Below are 18,095 nucleotides of genomic sequence, written 5' to 3'. Positions count from 1 at the left end.
CGCTTGCGCGAGACCTTGGCGACTGTCGTGATAACTTCCCGTTACGCAAAAGGTTCATTTTTATTTCTCTGTGCTGTCATCTTCCGGGCAGAGATACTCGATCAGAGCGTCCTGCTCTTTTCCGGACAGGCGGAAGAAACCTTCGCCTACGCAGAGGTAACCATCTTCAACATAAACTTCGCTGGAATCAAAATACTCGCCTTTCGCGAACTTGCGGTTTAATTCCGCATTGATCTCGCCGTAGTTTTCCACTCCGAAGATCTTGTTCTTCTTCTGTTCGATCTTCATTAAGTGATAATATGCTTTCTTTAAGTAATCGCCCCGTTTTTTCATAAGAGTTCTCCTTTGCTTTTTATATTCTCTGTAATAAAAGTGTACGGGATAATGCTGAGTTTGTCAATCAGCTATCCTGTTTCTTTAAAAAAATAAGAACCCCGCAACCCCGCATAAACGCTGGATTTCTCGAGATTCTTATAAGTGGACCTGAGGGGAATCGAACCCATAACCATAGATTCCATGATAGCTCCATAAATAGCGTTTTTCCTTATTTTATGCAGGTTTCGCAGGAATTTTATAAACCTATTTCTTACTGTTTTTTCTCCCAAAAACGCTCTTTTTCGCCATTATGCAACACGAAATGCAACACGAATCTGGCAATAAATACAGCTTTTCCACCCCTATAATTCGATGGCACCTCGCGCATTGGTCTTAATTGTGAACGTTCCTTCCAGCATCTCGCCGTTTGGTCCAAAAGCAAAGATTTCGCTGTTAATCTGCAGGAGTCGATTGGTGACCATTGCACCATCAAAGCCTAAGTAATACCATTTATTTTTGCTCTTTTTCCATGTATTTACAACCATATCCCCCGTCCCATCAAACCAGTACCATCGTCCATCCGGATCCCTGTGCCAATCATTGCATATCGGCTCACCAGTATTGCCATGGTAGTATCTCCACTTTCCTGCTTCCTGCCGCCATCCTGATTTTTTTTCAGGTTCCGGCAAAACATTATCTCCATTATCCAAAACCACGACCGTGTGCCCCTTTGTCTTCGTAACGAGGATGTCCCCGCGCATGAGGAACTCTGAAGAGCTGCAATACTTGGCATCTCTTAAAACCTCAAAGTGCCCTGTTGCCTGCAACGCTGCCACTTCATTTCCTGTAGAGAAGCATCCCACTTGAATTCCTGCGTACAGGCAGCACACTCTCACAAGTTCAGAGCAGTCTGTCTCCACCTCTTTTGTGATTTTTGATAAATCATAACCAAAAGGCTTAGCAGCAGCCGTCGCGGTCGTTCTATGGGTCTGACAATACCCGATATGATTATTCCGGCACCCGGCTTCCATGTTCGTTGCGATCTTCTCACGGGCTGTCGGATCCTTGGCGCGAATCACAATCCAGCCCTTGCTGTGGAGATACCATGCCTGCATGCTGACCTCAGCTCCACCCTTCTGATCACCTGGCTTGCCACCGGTGATTCCACCGTGTTCGTTGCTTCTTGCACTTCCGACTCTTACCATGTAATTATACATCCTTTCTTTTGAAAGCAAAAGGTCCAGAAGCATTTCCTGGACCAAATCTGTTGCGATGTCGCAACGGTCATATCCCGGGCCGTGACGGGAGATAGATGGATCACCTCCTTCTAATCTTTCAGATTTGTTTCATTGCTGCTATCGATTTTATCTTTCAGAACTGCAATGTACTTCATCAGCCATTCAGGTACCGGTGCACCCATGCGACCGGCGTTTTCTGTAATTGATAAGGCTTCATTCAATAAGTACCACACCGTTGTAAGAAGGGACAGCATCGCAGATGGCAAATGATATCCGAGATTTCCAGATGTCTTTGCTAAGATGTAATCAATTACAATTGCCACAGTGATCACAAATAAATATGCGATCTTCTTTGCGATTCCCTTTGCTCCTTTTTTACTGGACCAACCATATGATGTGTCTCCCGGATGATCAATCGCTTCCACCATACTCGCAATCATCCCACTGATATAGTCAACGACCATTAAAAAGACAAGCAGCCCCAGCAAATAAAATGTGATTCCCAACTTTTCAGACAAAAAAGCGATTACTCCAGTTGCAAGCAGCTGGATTGTTGTACATGTACCTTTGCTCATTTTCATTTCTCCTTTTGATTTCCTTACTATATTGTATGTTTGTCCATCAGATCAGTCTGTAGTGTGGCCGTTCCTCCCCGAACTTTCGGTACCGGATCCAATCATCCAGAACAATCCCGACCAGCGCCACCGGCAGCCACAACACAAAGTACTGCGGACAGATCTGCCCCAAGAGGTTGCCTGGAAGCCCGCTATAGTCCCAGACTCCCCAGCCGAGCCACAAATTTACGATGCAGCCAGTGACAAATTCCAAGATGGTGATCCCGATCGCGCCGATCAGGATCTGCTGCCAGAGCGGCATAGACCACGGAAGGACCTCGTTGATCAATCCCAGATAGATGAAGCAGATTCCTCCAAGCAGGAACATAGTCCAGTGGCTCCGGCCGCGCCAGATCAGCTCGATCAGTATGTACAATAGACCGCCAACATCAAGCAAGAACAGATATTTATTCAGCAGCCTGTGCATTCTCATCACCTGCACTCTCTTTCGCTGTTGCAATATATGCCTTGAGAACGTCTGACTGGTACTGTTCCGGCACATCTGCGCCATAATAGATCTGCTGGATCTCATCTGTACTCTGTGTACCACTAATCCACATGTTAACTGCGTTGCAGTATGTTGTGTGATAGCTCACATGCTGCATAGCTGTGGAAATAATCAGCTGCATGTCAGCGGTATTGTAGTACCGGCACGGCTGACCGTCCGCGTGGTACTCAAGCTCAGTGGTGCCCGCTGCAAGCTGTACCTGCTTACCGAAGAGATTGAGCTGATCATGCTCCGTCAAACTAAAATGCTCCGCGGATCCGTCCGTAAGAGTCACATCGACTCCGGAATAGATGGCAGTCTCACATGCCTGACTGATTTCCCGCTTTTTCGCTGCCTGTAGTTCTTCCAGCGTCGGAACATACGGTTCCGGCGGAAGGATCTCGTCACCAGTATCCGGATCCGGTATCTGGTACACGCTGCCATCATCTGACAGATAGACTGTCTGACCCTCGTCACGATAAACTGTAGTCCATCCAGCCAGCGTTGCGCATTCGATGTCTCCAGCCGTGTAAAGCACAATGTCACCATTCCACTTTGTTGGCGGTGTACCTGTGAAAACGATCTGCAACACATGCGGTTCGATTGTCTGGATGCTCCGGATCTCGTAGAGCTTACTCTTGACTTTGATTTTTTCCATGATTTTTACCTCCATGATTTATTTTTTTGTATATAAAAAGCTCCCTCACGGGAGCTGAATTTTCGAATTTAATATAATTTTCAATTGACTTTTGTCTCTATGAGTGGATTTTTCTCTTTTCCCTCAATTGTATAGTGAGTCGAAAAAAGTATTTATCACACGAGATCACCCATACAATGATATTTTATTTGTCAATGAGAATGTATATGGGTTTATGTCATGCGGTCCTAACACGAGAAATCTACCAATTGCTACATATGGAATGGCTTTAACATGTAAAGATCCAGCAGGAAATTGGATTTTTGTATTCTTTCTTCCGACTTCGTTAGAATCTTTATACGTGAATTTTTATAATGGATATAATGACGCTAATAGCTGGACTGGATGGCACAATATTTCTTTTACAAAGACTAAATCGTAAACTTATGGAACTGGTCAAGCATTGAAGAAACTCCTTCTGGGTAATTTTAGGAGCTATCCATTTGCCAACGTAAACATAGTAAAGATTCTCAATTCAATATCACTTAAATCGGTTGATCCCATGTTTTTTACAGAATATAGTACATTTTTTCCTATGACCCTGCAAGCTGTAACGGAACAATTTGTATACCCATTTCCATTAAGGTAGAAACCGGTTATAGCTGCTGTAGTCCATTTATTATTTTCAAAATAGGATTCCGGAATGTTATATGTTTTCCCAAATACTTCACCACCGTTCGCTTTTAATGAACCTATCGTAATTGAGACTTCTTCCCATTTAAACATATACGATTTTTTTACCAGATTATTTAGAGTGCTCATCTCACTATACAATTAAGCCGGTCTGTCAGATCTGCCGACTCCCGCAGCCATACCTCTGCGCATGACAAATAAGCGACCGTTGCCGCCCGCCTTTTTCTATGACTATTCTATGACTTTACGCGTACTTTCTATGACTGGCTTTTACCTGCTCTTCCTTGACCGTACAGTAAATCAAGGTCGTGTCAAGCTTCTCATGTCCAAGGAACTCTTTTACCTGCTCAATTGGCATTCCACGCGCAAGCAAATCCGTGGCAATCGTCCGTCGGAATCGGTGCGGATGTGTTTTTTCAACTCCGGCCCGGGCACCCAGCTGCCGAAGCATGTACTGGATTCCAGCCACCGTCAACCGCTGATCCGGACGATGCTCCGCGCCAAATAGCGGCTCAGAATCTTTTGCATCTCGCTCTTTTAAATATCTCTTCAAGTAAAACTTCGCTGAATCTGTCAGATAAGTTTTTCGCTCTTTGCTCCCCTTTCCATATACGATCAGTTCCTGTCTTCCCATTTCAATGTCGCCAACATTTAACGCTGCCATCTCTGAAACTCTGACTCCGGTCGAATATAAAAATTCTATCATCGCCCTGTCTCGAACTCCTGGGCAGGCATCACGTAAACGCTCCATTTCCTCAGCTGAGAATGGTTTCTTGATCTCCTTTTCAAGCTTTAACGTCCCCACTTTTTTCACGGGATTGCTTCTGACAAGCTCCTCTGTGATGAGAAAATCCCAGAAGCTGGATAAATAGTGCAATCTCGTCTGCATTGTCACTGCTTTGATTCCACGCTTTTCCCTCATATATCCATAGTACATCCGGAGATCCATTCCCGTCACTGCGTCAATGCTCTTCCCAAGAAACGCCAGAACATTCCGAACTTCCTTCACATAATGCTGCAACGTTTTTCGCTTCCTGTTCATGGCAATCTTGCTGGCCACGAACATCCGGATTTTTGCCTCGTCTCCATCCTCACCTGTGTCAACCAACTCTGTGTGCTCTTCTTGAATTTCTTTTCCATGAAAATTCAAATAGAGTACATTGCTGAGATGCTCCATCTGCTCCGGATCCAGCCGTGATGTCATCTCATTAAGTACGTTTTTGATGATCTGCTCTATCATAAAAGCCTCCTTTCCTTCGCTTTTCATTGTAAAGGATGGAGGCTCTGATAGGGCATTTACCCAGAACACATACTCAATTGTATAGTGACATGGGGAAAAAAATTTCTATTGGCGGTGAAATGATTGGTGGTTACGTTAATTGGCAAAAAAGTGATGGACGATTTGCAACAATAATTATTGATACCCCAGATGGTCCAAACCAGCTTATTTTAGAAAAAAATAGTGCCGCGGTTACAATATTGAGAAATAATACATGGCAGGAACAGTATCGGCTTGCGACAATATCAATGTTATCCGATTATGTTTTAAAGTCAGATCTCGTTGTTTCTTCCGCAGCTTTACAGTCGAAGCAAAATGTCACTGATGAATCATACATCAAGTTTTATAAATATGGGAAAATCGTAGTTGCGCATATTACAGTAACAACAACATCTGAAGTATCTGGTTATAATGTATTAAAATTAGGAGTTATTCCCAATGGATTCCGCCCAAACTTTGAGTGTAGATCTCTTATTTTGCGTCAGCAGTCCAATGAATCGAGAATTTTAGCATTTACAACAAGCGGCGATATCAATTTATGGAACTGGTCGACTAATGCTGGTATAACAACTCCATCAGGAAGCTCATTTTGTGGGGAAGCAGTATTTTGTGTTGCCTAATCAGTTGATATTTTCGCAATTTTATACCAATGTATCATTTTTTTCTGCCAGATTGTGCAGATCCAAATTCCATTATTGATGCGAGGAGAAGCAATCAATAATGTGCCAAAGTTACATCCGTCATTTGAATTGCTATCTTCTCCGAGCAAAAGAGCATAAAAATCCCCCATATTATACTCTGAAAATATTTCTGTCCCAGCATCCTTATTGACGTCAGCAGTAATCGCTTCAAAATGATAAGAACCCGCCTGCGTCAATTGACAGGCAGAGCTAAGACTTTTGATAGTCTTAACACCTGGGTATCCGTTTTTAGATGCAGTTAGTTCGCTTTTCGTAGCATATGAATTCAAAGCAGATACATCGGCCTTGTCACTATACAATTGAGTGTAGAGGTCTTTCAGGATCTTGCCCTGCGCCGCTGATAACGGCAATCCGGCATTGTCGGTCACGCAGTTATTGACAATATGGCCAATTAAGCAAGCCCCTTTAAATGCAGCCTTGATATTTGATAAGAGTGTCCCCAGCTTTCCTTTCGATTTGATCTGATCGATTGCATCCGTTGCTGACGGAACTGCGGTTGATCCAGTATAGTCTTCAAATGTCGGCGTATCCAGATTTTTCAGTGCTTCATCTGCCAGATCCCAGTTTTTATTCTGATCCGCCACGTCATAGAAATCACTTTCATCTGGCTTTTTAAATCCATAATTTGTTGTGTTAGTTGCCATTCGGTAAATCTCCTTTCGTAATCTGATCATGAGTCAGCTGCCCAAGTTCGATATGCTGATAAGTCCCCATCTCCATGATTCTGGTCTTCAAGTGTCCATTTCGAATCTTATAATGAGTAAATGCAGCAAGCTGTTCATGCGTGAAGGTTCCAACAGCTCCATAGGTGTTGAAAATATACTCATACAATATCCTGATATGGCATGGAATCGCTTCTTCGATACTCTCTTTGATGTCTTTAATGTTCCCAGGAATTCCCGATGTTCCCGTAAACCGAACCGTTGCTCTGTATTTCGGGTTATCCTCTTTTATCTCTACCGCTGCATTGGTATAACTTTCTGCGATATTCCGGATCAGTGCCACCAATGTGGTCGCGGCCCCTGCCGCTTTTGCTGAAATTTTTTCTCTCCGGTAACGATCTGATTTTCCTGCATCAGGGATAATTCCGAATATTCTCTCATGTCTTGAGAGCAATCCTTTTCCCGTAGCACTTGTCCAATATATCTCCTTTAAGGTATTTGCAAGGCCATCTTCCAAGTTATCCGACTCCTGCGATAGATTTCCCTGAATCTCCTGCATCGTTTTGTTATCATCGTAATAATCTGGTAAGACCTCAATCAGCCGCAATTGTATGCACCTCCTCCAGACTTACCGTACCCATCGCAGGAATTTCTTTCTCTCCTACTATGATATTGCCGGTGGAATTATTAAGCCTTAAATCATCGTAATCCTGGACTCCTTCAATATTGAGAAGAAGACTTCCGATTTTCGCATAGCTGACACGATACTCCACAAAAACCAACGATTTCAAATACTCCGTGAACTGGCTCTTGAACATAGCAAGCACATCATCCAACGTTTTTGTTCCATCCAGAATCACATTCGCTGACACATTGACAGACCTCATTGTCGGACTTGAGACCGTGACCGTTGCTCCGATCGGACGAACCGTTTCTATATAATCTCGCACGGCAGGCTCCAACGAAGGGTTTCTCGCCTTGTCTACATCTACAATCAGTACTGTTAATGTCCCATCTCCAGAATCAAGAGGAAATACTTTCGCATCTCCGACGCCAGGGACTTCAAGAGCCCACTGTCTGTAATGATGTTTATTTCCCGATGTCGCTGGATTCCGTACCTTCTCATAGAAACGTTCTCTCAGCGCTTCATCTGCCTCTTCATCGGCTCCATCAGTAATAATGTCCATCAGTTCTGCGGTCACATTCGAAACTGCTGAGAGCGGCTCCAAAGAGCCCGAATATGTATTTCCGATCTTCCCTGCTGTCTCGCATTCTGCCTCATAGACATTTTCATCTATCCGACCGATTATCCGATATGCCACATCACTGATCATCCATCTTGTCCCGATTGCAACATCTCCGGATGTTACGATTTTCCGAACTGCCGGGCTTGCAACTTTTCTATTCACTCCATATCCGCTAACGGCACGGTCCAGATACTCTCCGACCGCTGTGTCCGGGAAAACAAGGTCAACAAAGTTACTCAGCTGAAAATACTGATCTGCCAGAAAATACGCCGCCGGGGCAAGGGCATCATAAATCACACTGCCCTCTCGTTTGTCCACATCGTTAGAGACACGATTGAGCATACCTTGAAGGATATTTTCATACGTCTTATCTTCAAACATTCACCTCAACTCCTTCCCGTAACTGACCAAATATGCTCGACACATCAAAAGAACATACGCAGGTGATTCCCTTAAACTCAAACAAAAAGCCAGACACATCGCTGATCCTGTCGTCCTGCAGCAGTGTCTCCCGGATCATCCGCTGCATCTCAGCCCGAATATACTCCTGATCCTGTCCGATCAGGTCCCGCCAGTTCACTCCATAATTGAAGCTGTAGATCGGATATTCAAACTGCTGCGTCGAGAGTCGTTTCCGGATTGCCTGCCCCAGTGCCTCCAGATCATTTACCATTCCACGAATACAGGTGCCTGAGTCGTTGTAGCTCCGATTTGAAAATGTCTGTTTCTGAATTCTGGTATCTGATGTCAAAGCCATTACTTCAGCGCCTCCTCTTTTATTTCCTCCTTGAAGGCCAGACGCCGTTCAATGATCTCCAATACGTAAAATTCCTCCCAACCGGTTCCCGCAATCATGCGGACCTTATCTCCTGTCCTCAGCTGCGCTTTCATGTTTCCAGAAAGCTGTGCCGCTGGGATCTTGAACTTCTCATTCACCCGAACCCCGGATCCGTCATAGGTACCCACAATTATCGCGGGCAGTTTCTGATTGTTCAGAAATGCGCTCATCACTTTCTTCAATTCTTCCGTCAGCATCATTGGGCAATCACCTCCAGTTCCATTGTGTGCGTCGGCAAATATTTGTGTGTTACTTCTTTTACGATCACACGCCGGTCCAGTTCGATATCTGCAATGCTGCCATAAATACTGCATCCAGCTCTCACAGAATGATCCCCGATACAGGACAGCTTTATCGTTTCTTTCTCATGGTTATATAGCTGTAGAAGCTTCTTCGCCTTCTCCTGAAGCTTTCCCGCGTCAGCGCTCTTATCCGAAACATGCTCATAATACTGTAGGTTTCCATATCGATTTACTGAATCCTGATCTGCAGCCTGGGTGGTCTGCGCCTTTCCGTTCTTCTCATCCATCCAGGAGATCTTCACCACATTGTAAAATTCATCATCGATGGACTTCTCCCAGCTGTATCCATATGCTAGGGAATCATCACCAAGTACCAAAGGGAGCTGAAGGTCCCGGAGGTTATCCAACCGGATTTTTCCGTAAACGTCCGCCAAACGATACCATTCTCCCTGCGGATTATCCGCAGTTTTTGTATTAAGAAGGGTATCTCCGATCAGTTCATAGATCACATCAATCCATGTGTCTTGGTACTTTACTTTATCCTTTGGAACTTTGTATGAAATTCCTGTCGGCATATCCCCGGCCGTTAGATTCAGATATCTGCACATCGACTGAGTAACAGATACCACATTGTCCTGTCCGCCTTTTAATGGAATGATATCTTTAGACTTTCCGCGTCGTAACTGATCATACGCCTTTACTTTCACCCGCCGGTCTTCACCCATACTGACACGGAATACTTCTCCGAAAAAGATGCCATCCTTCTCACTGGTATTAGTGAGTCGGACGACATCTCCATTTTTGATCATCAGTTCTCCGTCATACAAGTATGTAAATTCCAGGACGGAAGCGCCAGAATTCAATTTGTCCTGCCAGCTAAGCTCCGAGCACATTTCTGATATTTCATAGATCACACCATTATTTTCCACGCATAGCTGCATAACGTCCTCCTCATGATGGAATCGTGAATACCTGCCCCGGATAAATCAAATTTGGATTTTTGATCTTATCCGCGTTCGCACTTACGATTTTCGAATACTGCGCCCCATTCCCATAGAACTGTTTTGCGATCTTCCAGAGGGAATCTCCTTTCTGCACAGTATATGTCTTTCCTTCCTCCACTGCCGGGTTCGTTGGCTGCGGTGTCTCTGGCTGGGCCACCGTCGCTACCGGTGTCACAACCGCGCGGTATTTCTTTGACGGTTTCCGATACTGAAGGAACGAGAGGGCAAGATATTTATCCCCCTCTTCTCCCGATTTTTCCAAAATTTCACAGGATTCCACCAGCACCATCACCGACTCATCATCCGTCATGCCATTGGAATAAATGAGCCGGACCGGCGTTTTCTCTTTTTGTGCCTTCGTGAGCATTCGAATGTACCAGTCCGGATCCGCGCGGCTGCCCGGTTCCATATAGTGCATCTCATGGTGCGGAAGTTCACATTCGAAGTTATACTCATTCAATGCCTGGTAAGTTGGAACGCTTACCTGTCCGCTGCCGAGCACCTGGTATTTCTCAATATTCAGCTTCTGTTTCTTCTTGATTTCTTCCGGGTTCACCGGAAGCTTATACCGTTTACTCCTGTATTTGATGTACACGCTGTAGCTCATCAGTATAATCCCTCCGGTGCTGTTTCCAGTTCATCTCTAAGAATCTGAGCGATTGCCGGTCCGATCTGCTCGTAATCCGTTTCCTTGTGAATATCCCCGGTAAATGTGATTGCGATGTTCGGCGCCAGTGTATTCTGGGCGATTCTCGCAACATAGTCACGTTCTGCAAGTTCCTTCAGATAGCTAATATCCTCATCTTCCAACGACGCCTTGATGCTGCCATTCTTTTCAGTTCCCTTTACGACAGCCGGATCCCCGACGGTTCCGATCGAAGATCCGACACCGCCATTAAAGAAATCGGTTGCTTTACCGGCTGCGTTGGATCCCCAGTCATAACCTTTCTTAAAAGAATCACTGTACGAAATCCGATTCATCTGATACTTACTTGTATCGACACGATCAAAGCTAATCTGTCCTTCCGATTTGATTGCTCCTTTGAATTTATCAACAGCACTGGACCATCCACTTACAATACCAGATAAATTAGATCCAAATACTGCATCGATGGCCTTAGCCACGGATTGCATGGTTCCCACCACAAATTTGGCAAGATCAGTGATCAGGTTCACAATTGCAAGGACCGGATTATTTAAGAAATTGGCAAAAAACTCAGCAAACGAGATGCATGCGTTCACCACGTTAAATACAATTCCTGTGAATAGATTCCAGGTTCCAATGAAGACATTTCCAATCACTGCCCCTGCTGTAAACACTGCTCCAACAATAATTCCCGTTGCGCTAACCGAAGCACCAGTAATTTTATTAAACGCTGCCACACCGGCGTACAGGACTGCAATCAAGCCTATGACTCCTATCATCATGAGCCCCGCTGGATTCATCGTGCACAATGCATTCCACACCGCTGTCGCCGCATTCAGCACCCACTGGGCTGCCGCAGCTCCATAGGTAAATGTTGCGTATACCGCAAGCGCCGCACCTAATCCCAAGAGCAGCGGCCCGATGATCGACATGTTATTCGCCAGCCAACCGACTACCGTCAAGAACGGAGCTGATCCTTTCTGGATCATGTTCATGGCGCTTGTCCAGACCTGTGCCCAGGTCATCGGCATAGAATTAAACTTCCGGTCAATCTCATCCATCGCCGCAAGCTGGGCATTTTTTACCATCTCTGCCGACAGCATGCCTTTCTCGGCATACTTCTTGATGGATCCTTCCGCCCATCCCATGTATTTTTCGATATTTCTGGCAATGCTCGGCGCTGCTTCCAGGACGGAATTCAGCTCATCGCCACGGAGTGCGCCGGATCCCATCGCCTGGGTTAACTGGACCATGGCTCCTGCCGCAGCTCCGGCTTCTGTTCCACCGATTACAAACTGCTTATTGATCGACTCAACGAAGGCAATCAGCTCATCCTGGTTTTTAAAGGCGCTGCTGGCATTTAAGCCCAGGCTGGCAATTCCGTTCGCTGTGCTCTCAAAAGATGCCCTGGAACGCTGCGCGGAGGCGTAGACCTTATTCTGGAAACTCGGGTCGATAGCATTCCCGGAATCATCCGTATTCACAAGGTTCAGCCTGGTATTTGCATTTGCATATGCATCAGAAGCAGAACCAAGCATTTTTCCAACATCGACAGCAGTTTTTACAGCGAAGACACCCGCCAGAGCTTTGGCAACTCGATCAGCAGTTTTCTTTGTCCGCTCCATCTCATCGCCAAGCCCTTTCATCTTCGTCTTGGTCTTGTCGGCACCCGCGCCTGCTCCGCTTAATCCTACCCCAGCCTTTGTTCCTGATTTTCCTACCTTATCAAGTCCTGTACTGACTTTATCGGCCGCCGTACTCGCCTTTTCAATCGATGCTGCCGCCCGGTCGGAGGCCTGCATGATTTTCGAGATTCGCGATGAATATCGATCCTGCAACTCAAACACTGCTCTCAGTACTCCCATGTGATTCCTCCTTCCCTAATGCTTATTCGCAGCTCTCTTCTCCGCCTCAATTCGAAGTTCAATACTTGCTAATACAATTGCTTTCTCCCTAATCGGCATCGTTGCCAGTGTTTCAGGGAGAATATGCAGTTTCTGCAGGGCATAATGAGCCAGACAAAATTCCAGATCATTATGCCTTATGCGTTTTTTGCTTCATCCTTCAAATCGTCGAAATTCTCCAGACCAGATAGCGTCTGAACCTCATCGATCAGACGATCATATTCATTTGTGTAAAGCATCTTTTTGAGAAGAGACACCTCTCCGATTACGCCATAAGTTTTCTGAAGCTCGGCATTCTTCAGATCCGGGAACACCACTGCGGCCGTTGTTGTCTCCGCTACATACTTCACACGGTCAAATGTCTGGTTCCCTTTCTTATCCGTCTTGATGCAGCCTCTCTGGATCGCATCACAGATATCCTGTGTCAGCGGTCTGATCACAAAAGGAAGAGGATCCCCTCCTTTTGTTTTAAAACGGCTGGATACGATAATCTCTTTATCCGGAGTTATTTCCGGATGTAAAAAGCCATATAAATCCATTTCTTTCATATCTGCCATAGTCTTCTCTCCTTATCTAAAATTCTCCGGTAACTGGAACGCCTCAAGGCAGTCACAGTCATCGAATGTAAAATCAGAATCAAATGTGATCGGGTCCTCGCTATCGTCTTCCAGGTATGCGACCGGGACTGTCTTTAGGATCACATGGAACAGCGTCACTGTTTGCCGGCCCACCGTGGACTGCGGATCTTCATTCAGGAACTGCAGTGTAGATGCCGGGTAAACGCCGTTCTTTTTGTATCCAATGAACTCTTTCAGTGCATCAGAATTCATGAAATAAAAGGTGCCGGATCCCTCTCCGGTTGCTCCAACAACTTTATGCTGCTTCATGCGGTGCCCGAGAAGCTTTTTCTCTGCAACAGTCAGTGTGACATGCGCATCGATCTTCGAAATCTCAAACATTTCACGGTTCTGTCCGCTGCGGGTGATAAAGCCTTTTCCTTCAGATCCACCGAGGGTATCACTGAGCTGTGTATAATTTGCCATCTGTCTCCCTCCTTACGTCAAATTTACTGTGATGTAGGCAATCTCCATGCTGCCAACAAGCTGAACTGCAACGGTTACTACCACAGCGTTGATCGCCGTTCCGGCTTCTACTGTGATGTCATCTGCACTGAAATTCTGAATCGCACCACGGCGTTCCAGATCAGCGAAATACTCAACCAGGGCGCTCTTGAAAATAGATCGTCCTTCCTCGTTATTGTTGTACTTACCTTTGATGTTGGAATCCCAGACCGTTCCGATGTCCTCCCGGATTCCGCACGCAGTACGTACAGACCGGTTCTGCTTCATGATGTCACCGAGGGTCTGTGTCGTGCTTGTCAGCGAGTTTACATCTGCCACGACCGTGACATTCTGGGACTTGTCCACAGTAAGGATCAGCTTTCCTGCCTTGATCGCCGTCTCCATCTCCGTCTTTGTCATTCTTGGTGTTACATCGATCGCGCCGACAAACTTTCTTGCGGTATTGGATTCCGTGATCTTTGCCCCGGCCGTTACACCGCCGATCCATGCACCTGTTTCTGCTGCAGTCAGTGTGGATCCATCTGAAAGCGTTACTCCCTGTACGTTGTTGATCACATACTGGCTGTCTGCAACATAATTGGTCAAAACCGCCGTAATGTTCTTACCTTCCTCTTCCTGCATTGCCTTAACCCAGTTTGCGATCGTCTGCTGAGCGGTTGATGCAGATGTTGTGGACTTCAAATACGGATACACGATCACGTTTGCGTCTTCCGTCTTTAACTTTGCAAGCATCGCTTCCACATGATCATCCGTATGATTTGGTGGAAGCTTATATAAAAGCACCGTCTTGGCTCCCAGAAGTGCCAGATTTGCCAGTTTCTTATCTGCAGCAGTAGCATTCTCCGGATAATTTGCCTCCGTCGCTGTGATGCGATAGATAGCACCATCATCTCCCACGGACAGTTCCTGTGCCAGCGCCACAGTTCCCCGGTCTCCGGCCGTGATGCTCAACGGTGTATTGGTAACAAGGTTGATGTACGCTGCCGGAATGACCTTATTCTGGCTTTCCCATATTCCTGCCATCTTTTTCCTCCGTTTCTATATTTGTGTTCATTTCTTCCATCTTCGGGATCTCTTTCTTCTCGTATTCGGTGTAGGTCACATCGAACAACAGATGAAGAACATCATCCACGATAGATGCATTTTTGTTCCTAACATAAAAAGAGATGCCATCGGCGCTTACCACATCAAAACGCCGGAGCATCTTCTGTTTTACTTTTTCACATTCTTTTCTGCGGTTTTCGCTTTCATTACCAGGGAAATACTGAACATCAAAGTTCTGTTTGATCCGCTGTCTTTCTGACAGACGCCGGTTTGCCGTCGTTTCCGTAATCTCTACCAGGATACACGGAAATTCCATGTTCTGTGGAATGTTATCCCGGTAAATCTTCTTAAGCTCCGGCACAGATGAGCGGCATTCCGCGGCAATCGCTTTATATAGACTCTCAACCATCGTGTTCCCTCCTGATCCGTTCGATCTCTGCTTTGAAAAGTCCCATCAGCCGCCTGTCGATATAGGAAATACCTTTCTCCAGCATATGGTTTCCCGGAACAAATCCTGTTGTCTTTCCCGATCGGCTTACAACTCTGTGCCCATAGTTTACAAACTCAGAATAGTCCGCCATATTGACCAGAACTTTCTTGACCCCAGAAGGACCTTTTACCGCAGGAGCCGACCGCCAGGACTTTCTCAAATGTCCGGTTCGAACCGGTGTATTCTTTTTGATGTCCCGCACCCCTTCATTCACTGCCTGGTTTAAGAGCTTGATATCGATTTCCGAGAGATCTCCCATCTCCGCTTCCAAATCTTTTCGAAATGCATCCAGCGCTGCCTTATTTCTTCGATAATTGGAACTGCTCACGCTTTCTCATCCCTCTCTACCCGGCACTGGTACTGGAAGCTATAAGGGTGTGCTTCTCCAACCCGAAGTTTCACCTTATGCCCGTTTCGCAGCGCGACCACCACCTTATCACCTTCCCGAATATCCGTTTCCAACCCGCAGAAGAGCTGGTTGGCCGCCTGCAGGGACGGCACCGGACTTCCTGCGGCTCCCTGGCTTGAAATGCTGTATCGGCACTTTACGCTGGATGCCACCAGACTCTCGCCGGACGCGTCGAAACCGGCGTCATCCTTTTTGTCCTGATACCGGTACACATCCATAACCGAATCATACATTACTTCATAAGGGTTAAACATATCCTCTCAACCTCCTGTAACGCCGCAGTACCGTTTTATCAGCATCTGACAAACCGTATACGCCTTCCCGGCTGTTACTGCCATCCGTGGCGTAGGTAATGCTTCCATCACCCTCTTTAATGCTGGCAATGTCCTGCTGATAACTGGTTCCCTTTACGGTTTCGTAATCCATTACGCCCTTCACTTTTTTACGGATAAAAGGCTCCAGGCGTTCTGGAAGCTTGTCCTGGTCCATATTACAGTAATCGCAGACACTGAGGATGACATCGGAGATGTTGAGATCCCGTGTGTCATCCTCGATTTTCAGGTTACTCTTCACTTTCTCTAACATCTCCGAAAATGTCATAACGCCTCCTATCCCAGTTTGTGCTTGAATGCCACGATACGGATCTGCTTCGGCTCATAGACCGGTTTCCAGTTTTTCGGGTTTGCCACCTCAGTTCTGGACGGACCCTCGGTCTTTGCCACCTCAGCATTCTGCCATGCGATCCCTCTCGGATGCAGGATCATGGTCTTACGGTTGATCAGATAATCGACACCGGAACCCTTGCGCTTTGCACGATCGGTCTCAGTCGGTACGAATCCAACAGGATGACCATTTCCAAGTGCTACAGCCCCGTTACCGAAGAGATACGTCGTGTAGGTACCGTCAGATACCGGACAGCCATCATCGACGATAACGCGTTTTCCCTGATACAGACCGAATGCAACGTCATTGGACGGCTGCACGGTCTCGATCAGATTCTGTTTTTTCAGATATGCTTCTGTTGCAGAGTGCATGCAAACACCGGTCAACTGCGCCTTCGCATCACCTAACTTCTGTTCCGCATCAATAAACGCAGCTCCGGACCAGTTTGCTTTCGCACCGCTTAATCCGGAAATGTCCAGGATGTTGCTTTCAAGCCTAGTCTCTGCCGGCGGAGTTCCGGATCCGCCGGCCGGCACAGTTCCAAATACACCACTGAGGATGGCAATTAACTCCTTCTGCATGTCACGTTCCCAGAAGCGTGCCACAAGAGTACCAATTGCCTTCATCGGATCTGCTCCGGCCAGTGCTGCGGATAAATCTGTCGCGGACCACATCTTTGCACGACGGAGAATTGCTGCCACATCCTTGTTTGATGTGATCTTGTTATCTTCAAGATCTGTTCCCTCGATCACCTGCTCAGATTCTCCTGTCAGATCCTCGAAAAACGGCATGTTAACGGTCGGTGCTGACTGGGATGCCAACGCATCGAACTCCGAGTTATTTGCAATGATGCCGCTCTGCACCAGTGCAGACAGCTCCATTGTCCGGTTAAGCACGTACGGGTTAAAAAGTTCCGGGACAATTACGTCCTGTAAGGTTGTTCCTGCCATTTAAAATTCCTCTCTTTCTTAAAGTTTTACTCCGGCCGCAGCTGCCAGCTGTCTGGCCTGCTCCGGATTCTGTTTGAACAGGCGTCCCTGTTCTGTAAGGTTATAGGTTTCCTTTGCAAACGGATTATTTCCTGGCGGATTTCCGCCTCCCGCCGGATTATAGCCACCAGTTCCGCCGGCATTCTTAAACAGGTGCGGAGAAGCTTCTCTCATCGGTTTGAGAACGTCATCCAATCCGATGACCTTACCGTCCTGGTCAAATGTGAATTTATCCAGACCGCCCTGCTTGTAAATGATGTAATCCGCATCTACAGCACCTGCTTCCTTCAGCTTATCCTTTAAGGCGTATTCCTTTTTGGTATTCGCCGCTGCTGTTTTAAGTCCTGCCACTTCAGCTTCATAGTCCTTGACCTTTTTCTGCAGATCTGCGTTGTCCGCATTATTTTTCTTAAGGTCCTTGATCGTATCATTGGCTGTTCCCAGTTCTTTCACCTTATCATTGTAGTCCTGCTTCGGTACTGCATGCTTCGGGAACTCCCCATTGATTTCCTTCATAGTGGCATCAACGTCCAGCTTCCCGTCGGTGATCACTGCCTTCTCTAAAATTGTCTTTAACCATTCCATCGTGCTTACCTCCATAGATTTTTATTCCCGCTCTCCGGGTATTGGGATCGGCCGGTTATACTCCCGGCAGAGTAGCGCCCAGTTTTATGCCTTATGGCAGGGCATAAAAATAACATGCCTTTTAAGCATGTCTAAACCTCTACTGTTGATTCTGTAAAACCAATGACTGTACCCTTTCGGATCGCTCCTTTGGTTCCATTTTCAAAGACAAACTCAATAAAGTCCTGATCTTTTACAAAATCCTCTCTCATAATGATTTCCATTGCTGCATAGCTGAGCTTTACGCCGTAGAAGGATGCTCCGGTACAAAAAATATCAATCATACC

At 46.3% G+C, this 18,095-nt stretch carries 26 protein-coding genes; 1 reads left to right on the top strand and 25 read right to left on the bottom strand.

Going from position 1 to position 18,095, the window contains the following annotated elements; all coding sequences use genetic code 11:
- Window positions 1-60 precede the first annotated feature (60 nt).
- The 7 genes from GPK90_RS08700 to GPK90_RS08670 all read right to left on the bottom strand — a co-directional run bounded on the left by GPK90_RS08700 (window position 61) and on the right by GPK90_RS08670 (window position 5,224).
- On the bottom strand, window positions 61-333 hold the full coding sequence (locus tag GPK90_RS08700; RefSeq protein ID WP_215702770.1) for a hypothetical protein: 273 nt from the start codon (window positions 331-333) through the stop codon (window positions 61-63).
- A gap of 344 nt (window positions 334-677) precedes the next feature.
- Window positions 678-1,520 (bottom strand): N-acetylmuramoyl-L-alanine amidase family protein, encoded by an 843-nt coding sequence (locus GPK90_RS08695; RefSeq protein WP_182426738.1) that lies wholly within the window; start codon window positions 1,518-1,520, stop codon window positions 678-680.
- Between the two features lie 122 nt (window positions 1,521-1,642).
- Window positions 1,643-2,128, bottom strand: coding sequence for a phage holin family protein (locus tag GPK90_RS08690; RefSeq protein WP_118322109.1), 486 nt, complete (start codon window positions 2,126-2,128; stop codon window positions 1,643-1,645).
- Window positions 2,129-2,174: 46 nt separating this feature from the next.
- A complete protein-coding gene (locus GPK90_RS08685; protein ID WP_215702769.1) occupies window positions 2,175-2,600 on the bottom strand; it encodes a putative ABC transporter permease in 426 nt (141 codons plus the stop codon).
- Complete coding sequence (locus tag GPK90_RS08680) at window positions 2,575-3,312, bottom strand: DUF4376 domain-containing protein (protein ID WP_215702768.1); 738 nt, start codon at window positions 3,310-3,312, stop codon at window positions 2,575-2,577. The genes GPK90_RS08685 and GPK90_RS08680 overlap by 26 nt, the downstream gene beginning before the upstream one ends.
- A gap of 474 nt (window positions 3,313-3,786) precedes the next feature.
- Window positions 3,787-4,077: a hypothetical protein gene (locus GPK90_RS08675; RefSeq protein WP_215702767.1), complete on the bottom strand. Its 291-nt coding sequence runs from the start codon at window positions 4,075-4,077 to the stop codon at window positions 3,787-3,789.
- Window positions 4,078-4,228: 151 nt separating this feature from the next.
- Window positions 4,229-5,224 carry a tyrosine-type recombinase/integrase gene (locus tag GPK90_RS08670; protein ID WP_215702766.1) on the bottom strand — a complete coding sequence of 332 codons (996 nt, stop codon included), beginning with the start codon at window positions 5,222-5,224 and terminating at the stop codon, window positions 4,229-4,231.
- Window positions 5,225-5,313: 89 nt separating this feature from the next.
- On the opposite strand from GPK90_RS08670, the gene GPK90_RS08665 reads away from it, so the two are divergent.
- The gene (locus GPK90_RS08665) at window positions 5,314-5,883 is read left to right on the top strand and encodes a hypothetical protein (RefSeq protein WP_215702765.1); all 570 of its coding nucleotides are present in this window, start codon (window positions 5,314-5,316) and stop codon (window positions 5,881-5,883) included.
- Here GPK90_RS08665 and GPK90_RS08660 read toward each other — a convergent pair.
- The 18 genes from GPK90_RS08660 to GPK90_RS08575 form a co-directional block, all read right to left on the bottom strand.
- Complete coding sequence (locus GPK90_RS08660; RefSeq protein ID WP_215702764.1) at window positions 5,880-6,608, bottom strand: hypothetical protein; 729 nt, start codon at window positions 6,606-6,608, stop codon at window positions 5,880-5,882. The genes GPK90_RS08665 and GPK90_RS08660 overlap by 4 nt on opposite strands.
- Entirely contained in the window at window positions 6,598-7,233 is a 636-nt protein-coding gene (locus GPK90_RS08655; protein ID WP_215702763.1) for a putative phage tail protein, read from the bottom strand. The genes GPK90_RS08660 and GPK90_RS08655 overlap by 11 nt, the downstream gene beginning before the upstream one ends.
- On the bottom strand, window positions 7,220-8,254 hold the full coding sequence (locus GPK90_RS08650) for a baseplate J/gp47 family protein (protein ID WP_215702762.1): 1,035 nt from the start codon (window positions 8,252-8,254) through the stop codon (window positions 7,220-7,222). The genes GPK90_RS08655 and GPK90_RS08650 overlap by 14 nt, the downstream gene beginning before the upstream one ends.
- On the bottom strand, window positions 8,247-8,630 hold the full coding sequence (locus GPK90_RS08645) for a DUF2634 domain-containing protein (RefSeq protein WP_215702761.1): 384 nt from the start codon (window positions 8,628-8,630) through the stop codon (window positions 8,247-8,249). The genes GPK90_RS08650 and GPK90_RS08645 overlap by 8 nt, the downstream gene beginning before the upstream one ends.
- The gene (locus GPK90_RS08640) at window positions 8,630-8,911 is read right to left on the bottom strand and encodes a DNA helicase (RefSeq protein WP_215702760.1); all 282 of its coding nucleotides are present in this window, start codon (window positions 8,909-8,911) and stop codon (window positions 8,630-8,632) included. Before GPK90_RS08640 ends, GPK90_RS08645 begins: the two co-directional genes overlap by 1 nt.
- Window positions 8,908-9,894 carry an XkdQ/YqbQ family protein gene (locus tag GPK90_RS08635; RefSeq protein ID WP_215702759.1) on the bottom strand — a complete coding sequence of 329 codons (987 nt, stop codon included), beginning with the start codon at window positions 9,892-9,894 and terminating at the stop codon, window positions 8,908-8,910. Before GPK90_RS08635 ends, GPK90_RS08640 begins: the two co-directional genes overlap by 4 nt.
- Window positions 9,895-9,904: 10 nt before the next feature.
- Complete coding sequence (locus GPK90_RS08630; protein ID WP_215702758.1) at window positions 9,905-10,564, bottom strand: LysM peptidoglycan-binding domain-containing protein; 660 nt, start codon at window positions 10,562-10,564, stop codon at window positions 9,905-9,907.
- Window positions 10,564-12,468 carry a tape measure protein gene (locus tag GPK90_RS08625; RefSeq protein ID WP_215702757.1) on the bottom strand — a complete coding sequence of 635 codons (1,905 nt, stop codon included), beginning with the start codon at window positions 12,466-12,468 and terminating at the stop codon, window positions 10,564-10,566. Before GPK90_RS08625 ends, GPK90_RS08630 begins: the two co-directional genes overlap by 1 nt.
- 176 nt (window positions 12,469-12,644) lie before the next feature.
- Window positions 12,645-13,064, bottom strand: a complete 420-nt coding sequence (locus GPK90_RS08620) for a phage tail assembly chaperone (protein ID WP_252197394.1) — start codon at window positions 13,062-13,064, stop codon at window positions 12,645-12,647.
- 12 nt (window positions 13,065-13,076) lie between these two features.
- Complete coding sequence (locus GPK90_RS08615) at window positions 13,077-13,550, bottom strand: phage tail tube protein (RefSeq protein WP_215702756.1); 474 nt, start codon at window positions 13,548-13,550, stop codon at window positions 13,077-13,079.
- 12 nt (window positions 13,551-13,562) lie between these two features.
- Window positions 13,563-14,612, bottom strand: a complete 1,050-nt coding sequence (locus GPK90_RS08610) for a phage tail sheath subtilisin-like domain-containing protein (RefSeq protein ID WP_215702755.1) — start codon at window positions 14,610-14,612, stop codon at window positions 13,563-13,565.
- The gene (locus GPK90_RS08605) at window positions 14,584-15,042 is read right to left on the bottom strand and encodes a phage tail terminator family protein (RefSeq protein ID WP_215702754.1); all 459 of its coding nucleotides are present in this window, start codon (window positions 15,040-15,042) and stop codon (window positions 14,584-14,586) included. Before GPK90_RS08605 ends, GPK90_RS08610 begins: the two co-directional genes overlap by 29 nt.
- Window positions 15,035-15,451 (bottom strand): HK97 gp10 family phage protein, encoded by a 417-nt coding sequence (locus GPK90_RS08600; RefSeq protein WP_215702753.1) that lies wholly within the window; start codon window positions 15,449-15,451, stop codon window positions 15,035-15,037. The genes GPK90_RS08605 and GPK90_RS08600 overlap by 8 nt, the downstream gene beginning before the upstream one ends.
- On the bottom strand, window positions 15,448-15,786 hold the full coding sequence (locus GPK90_RS08595) for a hypothetical protein (protein ID WP_215702752.1): 339 nt from the start codon (window positions 15,784-15,786) through the stop codon (window positions 15,448-15,450). Before GPK90_RS08595 ends, GPK90_RS08600 begins: the two co-directional genes overlap by 4 nt.
- Window positions 15,779-16,132 carry a head-tail connector protein gene (locus tag GPK90_RS08590; RefSeq protein ID WP_215702751.1) on the bottom strand — a complete coding sequence of 118 codons (354 nt, stop codon included), beginning with the start codon at window positions 16,130-16,132 and terminating at the stop codon, window positions 15,779-15,781. The genes GPK90_RS08595 and GPK90_RS08590 overlap by 8 nt, the downstream gene beginning before the upstream one ends.
- Before the next feature lie 8 nt (window positions 16,133-16,140).
- Window positions 16,141-17,145, bottom strand: a complete 1,005-nt coding sequence (locus GPK90_RS08585) for a major capsid protein (RefSeq protein ID WP_215702750.1) — start codon at window positions 17,143-17,145, stop codon at window positions 16,141-16,143.
- 18 nt (window positions 17,146-17,163) lie between these two features.
- Window positions 17,164-17,769, bottom strand: a complete 606-nt coding sequence (locus tag GPK90_RS08580; protein ID WP_215702749.1) for a phage scaffolding protein — start codon at window positions 17,767-17,769, stop codon at window positions 17,164-17,166.
- Window positions 17,770-17,900: 131 nt separating this feature from the next.
- Complete coding sequence (locus tag GPK90_RS08575) at window positions 17,901-18,092, bottom strand: hypothetical protein (protein ID WP_215702748.1); 192 nt, start codon at window positions 18,090-18,092, stop codon at window positions 17,901-17,903.
- Between the last annotated feature and the right edge of the window lie 3 nt (window positions 18,093-18,095).

It is taken from the genome of Clostridium sp. MCC344, from assembly GCF_018785365.1.
Lineage (GTDB): Bacteria > Bacillota > Clostridia > Lachnospirales > Lachnospiraceae > Pilosibacter.
The sequence above is the reverse complement of the archived record's forward strand: the minus strand, read 5'-3'. Positions and strand labels throughout refer to the sequence as shown.

Coding starts and splice junctions, on each gene's coding strand:
- GPK90_RS08595 (WP_215702752.1), bottom strand. CDS start 15,786: ATGTTTAACCCTTATGAAGTAATGTATGATTCGGTTATGGATGTGTAC.
- GPK90_RS08625 (WP_215702757.1), bottom strand. CDS start 12,468: ATGGGAGTACTGAGAGCAGTGTTTGAGTTGCAGGATCGATATTCATCG.
- GPK90_RS08670 (WP_215702766.1), bottom strand. CDS start 5,224: ATGATAGAGCAGATCATCAAAAACGTACTTAATGAGATGACATCACGG.
- GPK90_RS08590 (WP_215702751.1), bottom strand. CDS start 16,132: ATGACATTTTCGGAGATGTTAGAGAAAGTGAAGAGTAACCTGAAAATC.
- GPK90_RS08635 (WP_215702759.1), bottom strand. CDS start 9,894: ATGCAGCTATGCGTGGAAAATAATGGTGTGATCTATGAAATATCAGAA.
- GPK90_RS08650 (WP_215702762.1), bottom strand. CDS start 8,254: ATGTTTGAAGATAAGACGTATGAAAATATCCTTCAAGGTATGCTCAAT.
- GPK90_RS08615 (WP_215702756.1), bottom strand. CDS start 13,550: ATGGCAAATTATACACAGCTCAGTGATACCCTCGGTGGATCTGAAGGA.
- GPK90_RS08640 (WP_215702760.1), bottom strand. CDS start 8,911: ATGATGCTGACGGAAGAATTGAAGAAAGTGATGAGCGCATTTCTGAAC.
- GPK90_RS08610 (WP_215702755.1), bottom strand. CDS start 14,612: ATGGCAGGAATATGGGAAAGCCAGAATAAGGTCATTCCGGCAGCGTAC.
- GPK90_RS08645 (WP_215702761.1), bottom strand. CDS start 8,630: ATGGCTTTGACATCAGATACCAGAATTCAGAAACAGACATTTTCAAAT.
- GPK90_RS08575 (WP_215702748.1), bottom strand. CDS start 18,092: ATGATTGATATTTTTTGTACCGGAGCATCCTTCTACGGCGTAAAGCTC.
- GPK90_RS08675 (WP_215702767.1), bottom strand. CDS start 4,077: ATGTTTAAATGGGAAGAAGTCTCAATTACGATAGGTTCATTAAAAGCG.
- GPK90_RS08580 (WP_215702749.1), bottom strand. CDS start 17,769: ATGGAATGGTTAAAGACAATTTTAGAGAAGGCAGTGATCACCGACGGG.
- GPK90_RS08690 (WP_118322109.1), bottom strand. CDS start 2,128: ATGAGCAAAGGTACATGTACAACAATCCAGCTGCTTGCAACTGGAGTA.
- GPK90_RS08605 (WP_215702754.1), bottom strand. CDS start 15,042: ATGGTTGAGAGTCTATATAAAGCGATTGCCGCGGAATGCCGCTCATCT.
- GPK90_RS08685 (WP_215702769.1), bottom strand. CDS start 2,600: ATGAGAATGCACAGGCTGCTGAATAAATATCTGTTCTTGCTTGATGTT.
- GPK90_RS08620 (WP_252197394.1), bottom strand. CDS start 13,064: ATGGCAGATATGAAAGAAATGGATTTATATGGCTTTTTACATCCGGAA.
- GPK90_RS08695 (WP_182426738.1), bottom strand. CDS start 1,520: ATGGTAAGAGTCGGAAGTGCAAGAAGCAACGAACACGGTGGAATCACC.
- GPK90_RS08660 (WP_215702764.1), bottom strand. CDS start 6,608: ATGGCAACTAACACAACAAATTATGGATTTAAAAAGCCAGATGAAAGT.
- GPK90_RS08680 (WP_215702768.1), bottom strand. CDS start 3,312: ATGGAAAAAATCAAAGTCAAGAGTAAGCTCTACGAGATCCGGAGCATC.
- GPK90_RS08585 (WP_215702750.1), bottom strand. CDS start 17,145: ATGGCAGGAACAACCTTACAGGACGTAATTGTCCCGGAACTTTTTAAC.
- GPK90_RS08630 (WP_215702758.1), bottom strand. CDS start 10,564: ATGAGCTACAGCGTGTACATCAAATACAGGAGTAAACGGTATAAGCTT.
- GPK90_RS08700 (WP_215702770.1), bottom strand. CDS start 333: ATGAAAAAACGGGGCGATTACTTAAAGAAAGCATATTATCACTTAATG.
- GPK90_RS08665 (WP_215702765.1), top strand. CDS start 5,314: ATGGGGAAAAAAATTTCTATTGGCGGTGAAATGATTGGTGGTTACGTT.